The following is a 14,965-nucleotide window of genomic DNA, read 5'->3' as shown; positions in this document are numbered from 1 at the left end:
CCTCGTTCCCACGCTCTGCGTGGGAATGCATAGCCAACCACAGGAATCGTGTCTGTGGTTGGGTCCTGGCGCTACCACGCAGAGCGTGGGAGCGAGGAGGGTTTTGCGACAACCGCCTTCGCGAGGATGACGGTCGGGGGGGTTGCCCTTTTGCGACACCCTCGAAGGCGGGAATCCATCTCGAGACTGGGAGTCTATCCCGAACAGTGGATCCCCGCCTTCGCGGGGATGACGGTGTATGACCTCGTTCCCATGCTCTGCGTGGGAATGCATACGGAGCTGGCCATGACCTCGTTCCCATGCTCTGCGTGGGAATGCATACGGAGCTGGCCATATGCCGCAGGGCTTGTTGATACTCCGTAGTCTGAATTGCCATGCAAAGGGTGAGAGTAAGGGACAACCTTACTCTGTATTGGTGTATCGGAGTTTCACGCAGGTTGTTTCATTTGTGGAGGGTTCGGTATGCGTTCCCACGGAGGACCTTGGGAACGAGCTTGAGAAGACCGCTACCCGAAAAAGCCGGGCCCGCTTGCGCTTTTTCGGGCATCAGGAGGCGGATAGCGGGTAGCGTTCATTTAATGGAACAAATCCTATGAACAGCCCACAACGGGCCGAGGCCCTGATTCAGAAACTGGTGGCCGGCATTGATGAAATGGTGACGGAGCAGCTCTGTGCGATCATACAGCACCCCCGTTTCAAAGCGCTGGAGTCCCTGTGGCGCGGCCTGCTTTATATGAGGGATGCGGTGCCAGCGGTGGCCCCGGTGCGGGTACGACTTCTGGATATGAGCTGGGCTGAGCTGTCCGATGACCTGAATTTAAGTGCCAGAGTACAGACTACAGTGCTGTTCCGGCTGGTGAACCGGGAGGAACTCAATACTCTGGGTGGACACCCTTTTGGCCTGTTGGTGGTGGACCGGGCCATTACTGCGGATGTCGATGAAGTCAGCGGCCATGATGATCTGTACACCTTGCAGCTGCTGGCGGAACTGGGGCAGGAGTCTCTCTGCCCGGTGGTCATGACGGTGGCCGAGAATTTTCTGGGTACCAGCGATATTGATGTCTGGACCAACCCGGAGCGGGTGCAGCGTATTCTCAACAGTGAGGATTTTTCTGACTGGCGCCGGCTTCGTGGCCTGGGGGTCAGCCGTTTCCTGGGGTTGGTTTTCCCCCGGGTGCTGCTCAGGGCACCCTGGCAGGACTGTTACCACCGGATTATGTTTAATGAGCACCCGGTATACGGCATTGGCAGTGATCATCTATGGGGCAATGGCGCTTTTGCCTTTGCCGGCAATGTGCTGCAGGAGTTTAACCGGATTCGCTGGTTCGGCTTTCTCAGGGTGCCCGGTAAACGGGGCGGGGCGCTGGTGAAAAAACGGACGACGGTGTCGGAGGCAGCGTATCTGCGTCTCACCGACTCTATGGAAGCGTTTTACAGTGAGCAGGGCTTTATCCCCCTGGCCACCGGGTATCTCAGTGGTGAGCTGGCTTTTTTCAGTAACTGCTCGGTGCATCAGCCTGAGTGTGATGGTGATGATTTACGGATTATCAATATGCTGCAGACGACACTGATCGGCTGTCGCTTTGGCCACTATCTGAAAATGCTGATCCGGGAACATATTGGCAGCTACGACAGTGCCATGGCCTGCCAGCGGGCGCTGAACACCTGGCTGCAGGGCTATACCTCCAATGTGGATTATGCCGACGATTCGGTGCTGGCCAGTTATCCCCTGAAAAAATCCAGGGTGACGATCCACGGGGACGAGCGCCTGGGCATCTACCACTGTGAAGTGGAGCTACAGCCCCAGTACCAGTTCGATGTGATGACCACCAGCCTGTTACTGAAGACCGACACCAGTGAGCTTAAGGAGTCCGGATGAGCACCAGCCTGTTGGATTTACTCATGTCGAAGTCACCATCCGGTGACCCGGGGGCGGATCTGCAGGCCTCGGTGGAGGAAAATATAAAATTTCTGCTGGAATCCCGTCAGCCACTGACTGAGGTCTCTACAGATTACCCGGCGTCCTGCAAGTCCCTGCTTCGTTATGGTCTGTCGGTCCATCATCTTGGCCCCAGCTACTTTCAGGCGAACCGGTTATCCCGGGAGATTGAAGAGCTGATCAGTAATTATGAGCCGAGACTGACTGAGGTGGCGGTTGAGATGCTGGCCTTGAATAAGCGCGATAACAGTATCCGTTTCCATATTGAAGGAGTGCTGATGGAGCGGCAGCAGCCTGTTCCCGTGGGGTTTGATTCCGTGCTGAACCTCACCGATGCACGGGTGGATATTATCAATATCGAGGAGAGCCAAATTGTCTGACTCACTGCTGGCCTGGTATGAAAGGGAACTTACCCTGCTCTGGGAAGGTGGGCGACGGTTTTCCGATAAACATCCTCAGCAGGCACGTCACCTGGGCATCAGTGACGACGGTATCGATGATCCCCATGTGGCCCGGGTCATTGAATCCTTTGCCCTGCTTACCGCTCATCTGTCACGACAGGCATCGGAAGAAGCCGTCCGAATCTCTGCCGGGCTGTTACAAATTATGTTTCCCCTGTGCCTGCAACCCCTGCCTTCCGCCAGCATGATCCGGGTGGCACCTTCTATTGAGCAACCAACGGTTACCTCTTTACCGCCGGGTACCCGCTTTCGGGCATATATTGATGATAATCGCTATTGTCAGTTTCACACCACCAGTCATCTGGAGTTATGTCCGTTTGACATTGTGCATAGCCGAATTGAGCAGCGGCCCTTTGCCCGGGATGACATTCAGTACCCGGATCGGACCGATGCTACGCTCAGTCTCGAGATGGTTATGCTGGATGAATCGTTGAGCTTCGCTGATATTGCTGCTGTTGCTGATATAGCAGAGCTGACCATTCACTTTAAAGGAATCGCACGGCTTCAGTCGCTTATGTACGATGTCTTGTGTCGGGAGCTTTGCCAGATCGTGCTGGTGGATGACCGGGGCGTGCAGGAAAAACTACCGCTCAGTGCTTTCTTGCCAGTGGGTTTTAGCGACAGAGACTTTATCTTAACCCACGATAATACCAGTTTTGCTGACTACCAGATGATGGCAGAACTGTTTTCCTGGCCAGAGTTGTTTTTCGGGTTTCGCCTGAAAGGCATTGGCCCGTTGCTCAGGCGTTTCAGCAGTCACCGGCTTACCTTGCTGTTTTGTCTGGAAAGCATCCCGGATGAGTTGGCCCGGGCAGCCAGTCATGTCCAGTTTTTACTGGGCTGTGCGCCGGTCATTAACCTGTTTGACCAGATTGCCGAGCCAGTGGTTGTGGATCACCGGCAACTGGATTATCCCGTGATACCGGACAGTCACAGCCCGAACCAGATGGAAATTCAAACCATCAGGGAAGTGTTTGATATTACCGGCGAACAGTCGGAGGTGTTACCGCCGTTGTATGGTTTGCGGCACCATGATCGGGAACATCACCGGTTCTGGCTGTACCGACCGGTGGATGATGACTCAGAAGCTTTCGGACATCTTGAGGTTATTGTCACTGATATGGATCCCGGGAAAAACCAGGTGATGGTGTTATCACCCCATCTGGTTTGCAGTAATGGTGATCAGGTTCTGGACTTGCCGGGCCAGCCCCGGCTGGAGTGTCTGGACAGTATTGTCCTGAAGCAGGAGGCGAAAATTCTGATGCGCCCCACGGCGCCGGCAAAGCGGGTCAGAGACCAGAAAACCTGGTTGAATCTGCTGGTTCATCTGAGCGACAACATGGTGTCGGTACTGGAAGCCAAAGATCCCGCCAGACAGCTGCGCAACCTGATGTCCCTGTATGCCATTCGGCGAACCCCGGCCAGTATGGCATGGCTGGAATCCCTGGTATCCATCAGTGCGCGGCCACAGGTCGCTCCTATTCGTATTGACGGTCATCAGTGTTTTACCCAGGGGAGTGAAGTGGTGATAGAGCTGGACCCGGTAAAACTGAAACACACCAGTATCATGATGTTTACCAATCTGCTGGATTTTCTGGCGTCGGGGTTTGCCGGTTTCCATAGTTTTATCCAGGTTGTCGTGCAACTGAAAGGCAGGGAGGAGGAGTACGTTCGATGTATTCGCCGTCATGGTTATCAGATCAATCGCTGATGGATTCGCTGCTACAGGAACCCTGGCGCTGTCAGGCGGCCCAGGCGTTGCGGCTGCTCGGACATGATAACGCAGGGCAGGTGCAGTTTATCAGTGAGCCATCCTGTAGCTATCCCTGTGGTGAGCTTAACCATATGAAACCGACGGACAGCGGTTGGCAACTGGTTTCAACCCAACCTGCCCTGACGGGATTTTATGGAGCATTGCCGTATGTTTATCAGGATATGGAGGCACAGCAGCGACTGACACTGGACGACGACAGTATATTGGGCTTCTTTTCCCTGTTTAATGACCGGATTCTGCAACACACCAATCAGATTCAACTGCGTCCGGTCATGTCGGTTCATTATGAACAGAATATTCATCAGCCACTGACCCAGGGACACCGGCTTCTGGCGGTCTCCGGAATTCCCTGGCCAAAACACATTCCGGTGGACAATCTTGCCCGGTACGCTGCGGTACTGGCCAGAAAAACCACTAACCTGGAATTACTGGGAACGCTCCTGAAGGACTATTTCGCCCTGGATTTTCAACTGCAACCGCCACCGGTGGTGAAAATGCCGTTTGCCAGAGAGTGTCGGACTCAGTTGCATAGCCGTGTGAATCACCGGACACCCTGTGCTGGCCGATTAGGTGAAAACACGCTGCTTGGCAGCAGCTGCTATCTGCTTCATTCCTCAGTGAGTGTGGTGATTTCTGTCAATACTGTTCGGGAATATCAGGCGATCATCAGCGACGCCCGCCTGGCTCCGGCTATTGTGGAAATGTGTGTCTTCTTTTTTGCCAGCATTGTCCGTTTTCGGCTACAGATTAACTGTCCCCGCCACTGTCTTGTTTCCCCTCGATTGTCATCCAGACCGGGAACCAATGTTGCCCGGCTGGGGCGATTGAGCTGCCTGTTGCCGGAATTACATCCGGAGCAGCGGGTGACGGTGGATTTTCCCGGACGACGAAGGAATAAACGTTTCTCCAGGAGAGAGTCCAGAAGAAAGTCAGGAAACGAACCCCAATGAGAATCCCATGCAACAGCTTGAACTGAAAACACTGATTGGTCGTTTATCCCCGGAGCTGCGTCAGGGGCTTGAGGCGGCGGCGGGGCTCTGTGTCAACCGTGGCCATCAAACCGTGGAGGTGGAGCACTGGCTGTTGCAGCTGTTTCGGGAGCCTGGCAATGAGATGAACCGGATCATCCATAGCCAGCAGCTGGCTCGTGAAGTGATTATCGATGACCTGGAACAGCGGTTGAGTCGGCTGGCTGGTGGCTATCAGAGCACTCCGGCCCTGGCACCGGCCACAGTGTCTCTGGTTCAGGATGCCTGGTTACTGGCCTCGGTCAATTTCGAGCAGAATACCATTAGCGTTTACCACCTGATTCTGGCGCTACTGGCAAAAGACAGTTTTACCCTGATGGAAACCCCGTTAACCCGGGAGCTGGAAAAAATTTCCCGGGAAAAACTCAATGCCATGGCCCGGAAACCGGAGGCTGAAGCAAAAGCGGCTGGGTCGGTGAGGGCGGTAGAAAGTGCCCGGACGGCTCTGGATAAATACACCATCAATATGACCGATGAAGCCCGGGCGTTGTTGGGCAGCTCTGGTTCCTTAACAAATGGTCGTTCAACCATTATTGGCCGGGATCATGAAATACGACAGATGATTGATATTCTGTGCCGCCACCGGCAGAACAACCCGATTCTGGTTGGGGATGCCGGGGTGGGTAAAACCGCCGTGGTGGAAGGGTTGGCCCAGCAGGTGGTACTGGGTGATGTCCCGGAAAATATGCAGGGCGTTGAAATTCACAGCCTTGACCTTGGCCTGTTACAGGCCGGGGCGAGTATTAAGGGCGAATTTGAAAACCGCCTCAAGGATGTGATTAACGAAGTCAAACAGTCGGAACATCCCATTGTCGTCTTTATTGATGAGGCCCATACCCTGGTGGGGGCTGGCGGGGCGGAGGGTCAGAATGATGCGGCCAATCTGCTGAAACCGGCCCTGGCCCGGGGAGAGTTTAAAACCATTGCCGCCACCACCTGGTCTGAATACAAGAAGTTTTTTGAAAAGGATGCGGCCCTGACCCGTCGTTTCCAGCCGGTGAAAATTCTTGAGCCTGATGAATACAGTGCTATCCGGATGGCCCGGGGCGTGGCTCGATTGCTGGAGAACCATCACCATGTGCGGATTCATGATGAAGCTGTGGTGGCTGCGGTACAACTGTCCATCCGTTATCTACCGGAACGACAGTTACCGGATAAGGCGATCAGTCTGCTGGATACCACTTGCTCCCGGGTTAGCCTGTCCCGTCATACCACTCCGGGCGAGCTGCAGCGTCTGCGTCAGCACCAACAGGCGCTAACCAGTGAACTGCAGGAACTGAAGCGTGACCAGGTGACCGGTGTGGTGTTGGCTGAACGGATTGCTCTGCTGGAGGAGGAGCTGGCAACGGCGCAGGCCGACGGGGCGGTGCTGGAACAGCGCTGGCGGCAGGAGCAGGCGACGGTGGAAAAAATGATTGCGCTGTCAGACCGGGTGGATCAGCAGTTTTTAACGGCCGGGGAACCGCCAGAAGCCGATGACGTTAGCGAACTCAGGAAGCTTCAACAGGCGCTTGAAGCCTGCCGGGAAGAGCAGCCGCTGGTGTTTGCCCGGGTGGATGCCGGCAGTGTAGCGGAAGTGGTGGCTGGTTGGACCGGCATTCCGGTGGGGGATATGCTCAGGGATGAGATTGAACGACTGATGTTGCTGGAACAGAGCCTGGGCCAGTGGGTCATTGGTCAGGATGATGCCATTGGTGAAATCAGTAAAAGTGTTCGCATCGGTCGGGCAGGGTTGTCGGATCCTCGTAAACCGGTCGGGGTATTTCTTATGTGCGGCCCTTCCGGTGTAGGGAAAACAGAAACCGGGCTGGCTCTGGCGGATCAGCTGTATGGGGGAGAACAGAATCTTACCCTGCTCAATATGACCGAGTTCAAGGAGGAACATAAGGTCTCCATGTTGTTGGGCGCGCCCGCGGGCTATGCAGGTTATGGTGAAGGGGGTGTCCTGACCGAAGCCGTACGGCGGTGTCCGTATTCTGTCCTGTTGCTGGATGAAATGGAAAAGGCTCACCCCGGTGTTCACGATATTTTCTACCAGATTTTTGATAAGGGTCGGGTTTCGGACAGTGAAGGACGGGAGGTAGATTTTCGCCAGACCATTATTATCATGACTTCCAATGCCGCCGATGGGGTGATCTGCGACCTGGTGGATCAGTTTCAGCAACAGAATAAGGGTATTCCGGATCGAGATGCCATTCTGACTGCCATTAACGATGAACTTTTGCGGTATTTCAAGCCAGCCTTTCTGGGGCGGGTGACCATTATTCCCTATCTGCCCCTTAATAATCGGGATATGGTCAAAATCTGTCGTCTGGCCCTGGGGCAGATGGAGAAGAATCTGGCCAGTCGCTATGGTGCCAGCCTGAGCGTGGAAGATGCCGTGATTCAACAGCTGGTGCAGTGGAATAACAGCCCGCAAATCGGTGCCAGAGCCATTGAACAGCAGATTAACAGAAACCTGATGCCGCAGTTGGCGGCGGAGTGCCTGGCCAGAATGGCGGAGGGTGAAACCATCCGGTCGGTAGCTATTACTCTGGATGATCAGCGGATTGTTTTTGCCGTTAACTGAAAATAGTTTTTCCTGAATACGGAAATCTTCAGGGATAAATAAACAGTTTTGTCTCTTCTTTTATCTCATGTTAATCCGGTCAGGGAAGGAATTGGGTTATTAATTTCATATTGTTTGTCTGTTACCCATTGCTATCGCAGTAATTAAGTAACTAGCTGATTCTAAATAATATTTTATGTGGATAGTTAACCGTAAGAAGTCTGGTTTTGCGGTAATCTACTAGCCAATGGTATCGCCAGCAGTCAATAAGGGTTCTTTAGGCATATGTTCTAGTATTTATATACAAACTTTTTATATTGGGTGATTTTTCAGGTTTTTTACTGAATTTTAAAGACGCCGGAAATAAGATTTTCCAGCCTGGTCACCTAAACAGTATTTATACCCAAGTGAATTCAAGATGCAGGCTGTAACATCTCAAAATTGTCGTTAATTCTGCCGATCAACGAAGCACCAATTTCAGGCAATGTTTCATCAAGAAAATGATTGATTTTTTGTCGAAATTCCTTCGCTGTAGCGAAGTATTCATTATTTCGAGCATATTCATTCATCACCTTCCATAATCGCTCAATTGGGTTCAGATCTGGGCTGTAAGGCGGGAGGTAATGTAGCTTTATTTTCAACTTTTCGGCTGCCTCGACCACCTCCTTTGACCGGTGGTAGCCAGCACCATCAAGAATCATATGAATGACCTCCATTGATGCACAAGTACTCCGAACTTTTTTGAAAAATTCGATAATGGCTTAACCATTAACGGTCTTGAATTGATCGAAAATAGCAGCTGATAAATTGTCCAATTCAATAGCTCCGACGATGTTCAGCCGAGTGCGGCTCCCCGTCGTATTGATGATTTTATCAACTCCTTTTCGAATCCATCCTGAGGTAATTTTGGTCGCCTGTGTCGGATGAACCGCATCCATGAAAAGCAACACCTCGTCCTCTGGTAATGAGGCCTTCAAGGCTTCATAGTGTTCCACAAACTCAGCCTGTTTCTCAGAATCGAACTTGTGGGGTACTCCCTTCGGTTTTTTGTAGGTGAAGCCTTGTTGGTGAAGCAATTTATTCAGGCCGGACACGGTATATTTGACGTTCCAGCACTCAGAAATATAAGCGACAATCTGATGGGCATGAGCATAAGTATGCTCAGAGATATGCTCGATCAATTGCTGAGTTTGCTCGTCATTCAGATGACTTTCGCTGCCACCATTTTCAGGCTTCAGTTTTTCCTTTTTCAGGTAGTCACAATACTTCGGACACTTTTCATAAATATTCTGTGATGTTGGAAACCAGCGAATAGGCTATAGAAGCTTCTGTTCGCTGATGTGATCCTTCATGAACACTATAATAAAGACGGCTCTGGACGCTATGACCATGGTCAAAAAACCCCAGAAAACCTTCATCGCATTACTTCTTTCGGCACTCGTCGTGTTTCAGGGAAAGGCCACTTTCCGCAATCTTAGTCGATATTCACCAATGAGCGAAAAGCGGTTTAGCCGCTGGTACGGTCGCTCTTTCGATTTCTTCACGTTTAATTGTCTGATGCTGTCAGATTTACTCTCAAAATCGGACGAACTGATTGCAGCCCTTGATGCAAGTTTCATGACCAAAAGTGGCAAGTTCACCGACGGGCTCGGAATGTTTTGGCGTGGCTGCACTGGCCGGGCAGAGAAGGGCTTGGAACTCTCTTTACTCAGCTTGGTTGATCTTAAGGCTAATACTGCTTATGCACTTGATGTACAACACAATAGCTGGCTCACTTTCCTAACTTCAGCCTGTTGCACTTATTGTATTACTCCGGCAATGGCCATTATGTTGCGAGCTCCCCGGGTTGTCAGGCGGCCACAATATACCTCTGTTGACACGGTAAAACAGCACTTCTAGTATAAACATATGTATATACATTGATCGGAGTGTTCCATGCAAACAGAAATAAAGAAATGGGGTAACAGTGCTGCTGTTCGTCTACCGGCCAAAGTGCTTGCGATGGCGGGTCTTGAGGTTGAAAGCAGTATTGAGATCCTGGTTATTAATGGAGAAATTATCCTGAAACCGGTAAGGCAGGACGAGGAATATAGCCTTGAGGATCTGTTATCTGCCAGCCCTGACAAGTCCTTCGATTTAGATGACGATGATAAGCGCTGGCTTAATGATACTCCTAAAGGGGAGGAGCTTTTGTAATGGCCTATGTCCCTGACCGTGGTGATGTTATCTGGTTAGACTTCGACCCGACAAAAGGAACAGAGATTCCAAAAACACGACCTGCACTGGTGCTTTCTCCAAAAGCCTTCAACGCAAAGGTGAGGCTGTCTCTGGTCGCTCCAATAACGTCAACCATTCGTGGGCATGGATTTGAGGTTATCCTGTCTGGAAAGAAGGTATCAGGTGCTGTTTTATGTCAACAGATACGAACAGTGGATTTTGCCGGGAGAGCGGCCAGTTTCGTTGAAAAGGCTCCTGAAGAAGTTATTGCAGAAGCCTTAAAAAAAGCTAGAGTCCTTGTAAGTTAGTTCCAATCAGGCAGGGAGCACCCTCTTTGTATAAGATGGCCTGAATCCGTCTTTGTTTACGGTAAAACTGTCATGAGATTCCCCGAGTTACTGGTATTGGCTCCGAACAATAAACTGGTCAATATCAACGACTCTGTTTATGAGCAGATGGTTGATCGCTGGACCCGGGAAATGGGGGTGAACAGGCTGTTTGGTTACCGAAAAGAAACCCGGATAAAGCACTTTCAGGAAGCGGTTGATACGGTCTATACCGCCCTGGAGGGAGAGCTTCAGACAGCGGATCCACGGAAAATCATGTCGCATCCTAAATGGACAATCCTGGTTGGCTGTGCCAAACGCAATTTTCCCGATCATCTCTCCGTCTACCAGCCTTCTCCGCTGGAACAGACCCGGATGAAGCGTATGGTTCGAAATACCCTGACCACCCGAATCATTGCCAATAAAATCGACCTGCTGGATATCATTAAACTGGACAATACCGATTCACCGGGAAACATTGGCGAGGTAGCCGTTTCCCGGCTTCGCTATGAGCTGCTGGCAGCCAGTGCCGCACGGGTACACGACCGCTATATGACAGAGCTGGATAGTGACTGGCGTACCTGGTATGAGTGGCAACAGAAGACTGCGGGTATGTATAACACGAGCACATCCACAACCACTGCTGATAGCAGTGTCACTGGATTTGGGAGTGGCATCAGGGGACTTTCCAAAGGCAGTGCTGAAGCCAGCGCCGGGTTTACCTCAAATGTCAGTGCCGGCCTGAGCCGTGATACAGAATGGCAAAAAGGCGGTTTTGATCACCGCCTGAAAGGCAAGATTGAGTCCATTGCCGCCGCCAGTGGCAGCACTTCCGGCAGTGCCAAAATGGCGGAACTGATGGCCAGTGCCAATGCGGGTCTGGAAGCAGAAGCCAGCCTTCGGTCTGATATTGATTATGAAATGACTTACTCCTGCAAGGTGAAAGGAGAGCACCTTCGTCATTTATTGGGGGGGGAAGTCAATATCATCAAAGTAAGTGCTACAGGCAGTTCGGCAGTCAGGAGCAATGCCTTGGGTAGCGGCAGTGCATCTGTCCGTTTGCTGCAATCTGAAGAGGATTCAAAAGTCGAGCTGGATCTGACCAGTGGTGAAACGAAAAAATCACCGTTATTGCAAGGGGTAAAGGCCAGCCTGGAAGGGGAGGTGTCTCTTGCGGTGGTTATGAAGGGGCGCGCCAGTGTCACCATTGGCGAGGCGGCAGAGGTGGAGCTGGGTGGCGACCTGTTTGCCGGGGCTATGGCCAGTGGTGAACTGAAATGTTTTATCAACGGGCAGGGGGTTGGTCTGGATATCGGTGGGAAACTGTTTGCGGGATTTGAGCTGGGTACAGAGCAGAAAATCAGCCTGACCCATCCGGTGCGGGGGATCAGTATATTTTCCCTGAAAGCCAGAGAATCCCTGACCGTCGGTGTGGGTATGGCCGGTAAACTGGCTGCCAAAGCGACTATTGATGAAGTGAGTTTCGATGCGGAAGCGGGGGCAACTCTGGGGTTGGGTTCCAGTATTGAAGCCAGTGGGATTATCTCCCCCCGGGGTTTGATGCTGGTGGGCTACGATGCCATTGCTCTGCCGGCCATTGATCGTCTGGCAAAATCCATGTCCTGTTATTATCCGGGCTCAGTCCATACTGGCCGACTGGTCACCTTTGCTCAATATCTGAACCGCAGAGCCTATGCCGCAGAACTGGGTCAGGTCTATCTGGACTGCCGTGGTCGTATGGTGACGCTCGTTGATAACCTTGACCGTGAAGCGGACGTCGTGCAGAAACGCGCGGCGCGTATTCCCGGCTTCAATGGCTATGGGGATGTTATGGGCATTGATGAAATCAATACCGTGGACGGTTTTGTGGGGAATTCACAATCAAAATATTTTCAATATGCCAGGGATGACATCAAACTGGATGACGGTACGGTACTGCAAAGTGGAACGGTAAAAGGTGACCGTAAGGATGATGTGGTCGCCGATGATAAAAAAGCCCTGCTCAGTGCGGCAGAGGATTATGCTGGCAAGAAAAAAATAATGCGTACCGGGGCGTGTATTTCTTTTGACGTGATTAAAAATGATATCCAGACCGGTCAGCTGGCTTATGCTTAGACATTGATTTGCTGCTCTTTGGGATATTCAGTCCATGGAAACCCTTGAGATACAAGCCAGACCCTTGATCGCCCTTTCTGAACAGGGGGATGAATGGATCGTTTCAAAGTTTCAAAGCAGTGAACAGATTGATGCCCTGTACCAGCACCGGGCGGTGATTCTTGCCAGGAAACTGGATGAAGTCTCGCTGCTTGGGCAGGGTATAACCTTCTGTTACCAGCCCACCAAAGGCTCAGGCCGGGTGAAACAGCGATATTTTCATGGCTACTGTGTTCAGGTCCGGCAGGTTGGGGTGATGGCCAGCCGGGGTTACCTGCACTATGAACTGCTGGTGTCGCCCTGGCCCTGGTTTTTACAGCAGCGCAGCAACTGTCGAATCTTTCAGCAGCAGAAAACTGGCGAAATTATTACGGCCATCTGTCGGGAACACGGCTTCCAATCGAACCTTGATCTGAAAATAAATAACGACATCCGTCGTGAATACTGTGTCCAGTTCAATGAAAGTGACTGGGATTTTATCAGCCGGCTGATCGCTTCCCGGGGGTGGTTTTATTATTTCCGGCAGGGCAATGGCAGACATCAGCTGGTTATCGGGGAAACCAACCGGGTATTTACCAAATGCGGCGAGACCAATATAGAATATTTTGTCGAAAGCACCCGGCTGGAGCGGGCTATTACACGGTGGGTTCACCGTTACCTGATGGTATCCGGATCGGTACTGTCCGCAGATTATAATGTGGCGATGGCACGGCCAATAGCCACTGATGAAGTCAGCAGCCAGCAGAGCATGCCTCATCGCAGGCGGTTGCAGCAGTATTTTTATCCCGGGGCCTTTGACAGCAGGGAGCAGGGCTGCACGGTGGTGGATAAACGTCTGGAGGCACTGGATACCCAACTCAGCGAAGTGGAGGGAGAAAGTACCCTGACCGGTTTTTCCGCGGGCACAACCTTTGACCTGAAACATCACCCCGACCCTCAGGAACAGCAGCCTTATCTGCTTCGTCAGGTGAACCATGCCATGGTCACGGGAGAGGACGGCCGCAGTATTGAATACAGTAATGGTTTCTGTTGCATTCCCCTGAAAACGTCCTGGCAAACCAGAAATCCGGTACCGAAGCCGTTAATGCCCGGCCTGCACAGTGCCTTAGTGACCGGGCCGGATAATGAAGAGATATACCTGGATGAGTTCCACCGGATAAAAGTGCAGTTTCACTGGGACCGGGAGGGGAAAAACGATCAGAACAGTTCCTGCTGGATACGGGTTGCCCAGTCTCTGGCGGGGGATGGTTTTGGTTGCCAGTTTACCCCCAGAGTGGGGGATGAAGTGCTGGTCAGTTTTCTGGATAACGATCCGGACCGGCCACTGGTGGTGGGTACGGTTTACAATGGTCAGCGACGGCAGCCGTATAAATCGGGTATGGAACAGGGAGTGAAACTCAAATCATTGCCAAAAGGGGGGGCGGATAATTTCAGCGAGCTGCGCTTCAATTGCAAGAAGGGTGAAGAGTTGATGTATGTTCAGGCGGAAAAGGACCGGTCAACGCTGATCAAAAATGACAATAATGAGGTGATTAAAGGAAAAAATACCACATTGATAGAGAAAACCTCAGAAAGAACCGTTAAGGAAAACGACAGTCACAAAATAGAGGGTGAGCAGCTGACCGAGGTGACCAAAACCATCACCACCCGGACAGATGCGGATTGCAAGCTGAACACGGCCGGTGATTACCAGCAGAAAACCGATGGCAACTATGGTCTGGAAGTGCGAGGAGCCACTGATACCCGCAGTACCGGGGACCTGAGCCTTGCCAGCAAGGGCAATATCTTTGAAACCGCCAGTGGCAGTATTGATATGGATGCGACGAGCATCAGCGGCACTGGCAAAACCGGGATTGAACTCAGTGTCGGGGCGAGCAAGGTCAGCCTTTCCAGCAGTTCGGTGGAGATCACATGTGGTCCCAGCACTGTCACGCTATCACCATCCGGGGTAGAGATCTCCGGGGTGCAGGTAAAAATAGACGGCAAGGTTTCAGCCATGATGAAAGGGGGGGTGTCAGCCTCTATGGAGGGAACCGTCAATGCCGAACTGAAAGGCACCATGGTAACCGTAAAAGGTAATGCCATGACCTCCGTTAAGGCCGGGGCGATGGTGGATGTTTCCGGGGCCATCGTCAAAATCAATTAGTTGTGATTCTGTACTCCAGAGGTTCTCGTAAAGGTTGTGAAATACTCCCACCACTAAACGGCTAAGGCGGTCATAGTGGGGGCTTCTTGTGACCCATGCTGAGAATCCTCAACACCTTTCGCCGTAGAACCTGCGCTGACAGATACATCTACAGGGGAACTCTTTATACAACCGCTGTTTCCCAGCGAATCAGCTAACCCGAAATCCCGGATATTCTTTGCTGCGTTTAAACCTCGTTCCCACGCTCTGCGTGGGAATGCATAGCCAACCACAGGAATCGTGTCTGTGGTTGGGTCCTGGCGCTACCACGCAGAGCGTGGGAGCGAGGAGGGTTTTGCGACAACCGCCTTCGCGAGGATGACGGTCGGGGGG

12 protein-coding genes are annotated in these 14,965 nt (G+C 52.0%); 10 read left to right on the top strand and 2 right to left on the bottom strand.

Annotated elements, in window-relative coordinates:
* The first annotated feature begins 592 nt into the window (after nt 1-592).
* From RM811_RS24125 to tssH, 5 genes are read left to right on the top strand one after another with little or no spacing between them, the layout of a single operon-like run.
* Nucleotides 593-1,879 carry a type VI secretion system contractile sheath domain-containing protein gene (locus tag RM811_RS24125; protein ID WP_402529452.1) on the top strand — a complete coding sequence of 429 codons (1,287 nt, stop codon included), beginning with the start codon at nt 593-595 and terminating at the stop codon, nt 1,877-1,879.
* Nucleotides 1,876-2,319: a type VI secretion system baseplate subunit TssE gene (tssE, locus tag RM811_RS24120; protein WP_402529449.1), complete on the top strand. Its 444-nt coding sequence runs from the start codon at nt 1,876-1,878 to the stop codon at nt 2,317-2,319. The genes RM811_RS24125 and tssE overlap by 4 nt, the downstream gene beginning before the upstream one ends.
* Nucleotides 2,312-4,111, top strand: coding sequence for a type VI secretion system baseplate subunit TssF (gene tssF / locus RM811_RS24115; protein WP_402529447.1), 1,800 nt, complete (start codon nt 2,312-2,314; stop codon nt 4,109-4,111). The genes tssE and tssF overlap by 8 nt, the downstream gene beginning before the upstream one ends.
* Nucleotides 4,075-5,124: a type VI secretion system baseplate subunit TssG gene (locus RM811_RS24110; RefSeq protein ID WP_402529445.1), complete on the top strand. Its 1,050-nt coding sequence runs from the start codon at nt 4,075-4,077 to the stop codon at nt 5,122-5,124. The genes tssF and RM811_RS24110 overlap by 37 nt, the downstream gene beginning before the upstream one ends.
* A 7-nt stretch (nt 5,125-5,131) precedes the next feature.
* Complete coding sequence (tssH, locus tag RM811_RS24105; RefSeq protein WP_402529443.1) at nt 5,132-7,771, top strand: type VI secretion system ATPase TssH; 2,640 nt, start codon at nt 5,132-5,134, stop codon at nt 7,769-7,771.
* A gap of 392 nt (nt 7,772-8,163) precedes the next feature.
* Here tssH and RM811_RS24100 read toward each other — a convergent pair whose 3' ends face one another.
* Together RM811_RS24100 and RM811_RS24095 are read right to left on the bottom strand one after the other, a co-directional pair.
* On the bottom strand, nt 8,164-8,505 hold the full coding sequence (locus tag RM811_RS24100; RefSeq protein WP_402529453.1) for an IS630 family transposase: 342 nt from the start codon (nt 8,503-8,505) through the stop codon (nt 8,164-8,166).
* Nucleotides 8,506-8,511: 6 nt separating this feature from the next.
* Nucleotides 8,512-8,931: a winged helix-turn-helix domain-containing protein gene (locus RM811_RS24095; protein WP_402529441.1), complete on the bottom strand. Its 420-nt coding sequence runs from the start codon at nt 8,929-8,931 to the stop codon at nt 8,512-8,514.
* A gap of 202 nt (nt 8,932-9,133) precedes the next feature.
* Here RM811_RS24095 and RM811_RS24090 point away from each other — a divergent pair, with 202 nt between their 5' ends.
* The 5 genes from RM811_RS24090 to RM811_RS24070 all read left to right on the top strand — a co-directional run bounded on the left by RM811_RS24090 (nt 9,134) and on the right by RM811_RS24070 (nt 14,593).
* Nucleotides 9,134-9,649, top strand: a complete 516-nt coding sequence (locus RM811_RS24090) for a hypothetical protein (RefSeq protein ID WP_402529439.1) — start codon at nt 9,134-9,136, stop codon at nt 9,647-9,649.
* A gap of 36 nt (nt 9,650-9,685) precedes the next feature.
* Entirely contained in the window at nt 9,686-9,946 is a 261-nt protein-coding gene (locus RM811_RS24085) for an AbrB/MazE/SpoVT family DNA-binding domain-containing protein (protein WP_402529436.1), read from the top strand.
* Nucleotides 9,946-10,275: a type II toxin-antitoxin system PemK/MazF family toxin gene (locus RM811_RS24080; RefSeq protein WP_402529433.1), complete on the top strand. Its 330-nt coding sequence runs from the start codon at nt 9,946-9,948 to the stop codon at nt 10,273-10,275. Before RM811_RS24085 ends, RM811_RS24080 begins: the two co-directional genes overlap by 1 nt.
* A gap of 72 nt (nt 10,276-10,347) precedes the next feature.
* Nucleotides 10,348-12,408, top strand: a complete 2,061-nt coding sequence (locus tag RM811_RS24075; protein WP_402529431.1) for a hypothetical protein — start codon at nt 10,348-10,350, stop codon at nt 12,406-12,408.
* Nucleotides 12,409-12,442: 34 nt separating this feature from the next.
* Nucleotides 12,443-14,593 (top strand): type VI secretion system Vgr family protein, encoded by a 2,151-nt coding sequence (locus RM811_RS24070; protein ID WP_402529429.1) that lies wholly within the window; start codon nt 12,443-12,445, stop codon nt 14,591-14,593.
* The last annotated feature ends 372 nt before the right edge of the window (nt 14,594-14,965 follow it).

The organism is Endozoicomonas sp. (assembly GCF_031844845.1).
GTDB lineage: Bacteria > Pseudomonadota > Gammaproteobacteria > Pseudomonadales > Endozoicomonadaceae > Endozoicomonas.
The sequence above is the reverse complement of the archived record's forward strand: the minus strand, read 5'-3'. Positions and strand labels throughout refer to the sequence as shown.

Coding starts and splice junctions, on each gene's coding strand:
- RM811_RS24125 (WP_402529452.1), top strand. CDS start 593: ATGAACAGCCCACAACGGGCCGAGGCCCTGATTCAGAAACTGGTGGCC.
- tssE (WP_402529449.1), top strand. CDS start 1,876: ATGAGCACCAGCCTGTTGGATTTACTCATGTCGAAGTCACCATCCGGT.
- RM811_RS24110 (WP_402529445.1), top strand. CDS start 4,075: ATGTATTCGCCGTCATGGTTATCAGATCAATCGCTGATGGATTCGCTG.
- tssH (WP_402529443.1), top strand. CDS start 5,132: ATGCAACAGCTTGAACTGAAAACACTGATTGGTCGTTTATCCCCGGAG.
- RM811_RS24090 (WP_402529439.1), top strand. CDS start 9,134: ATGACCATGGTCAAAAAACCCCAGAAAACCTTCATCGCATTACTTCTT.
- RM811_RS24085 (WP_402529436.1), top strand. CDS start 9,686: ATGCAAACAGAAATAAAGAAATGGGGTAACAGTGCTGCTGTTCGTCTA.
- RM811_RS24080 (WP_402529433.1), top strand. CDS start 9,946: ATGGCCTATGTCCCTGACCGTGGTGATGTTATCTGGTTAGACTTCGAC.
- RM811_RS24075 (WP_402529431.1), top strand. CDS start 10,348: ATGAGATTCCCCGAGTTACTGGTATTGGCTCCGAACAATAAACTGGTC.
- RM811_RS24070 (WP_402529429.1), top strand. CDS start 12,443: ATGGAAACCCTTGAGATACAAGCCAGACCCTTGATCGCCCTTTCTGAA.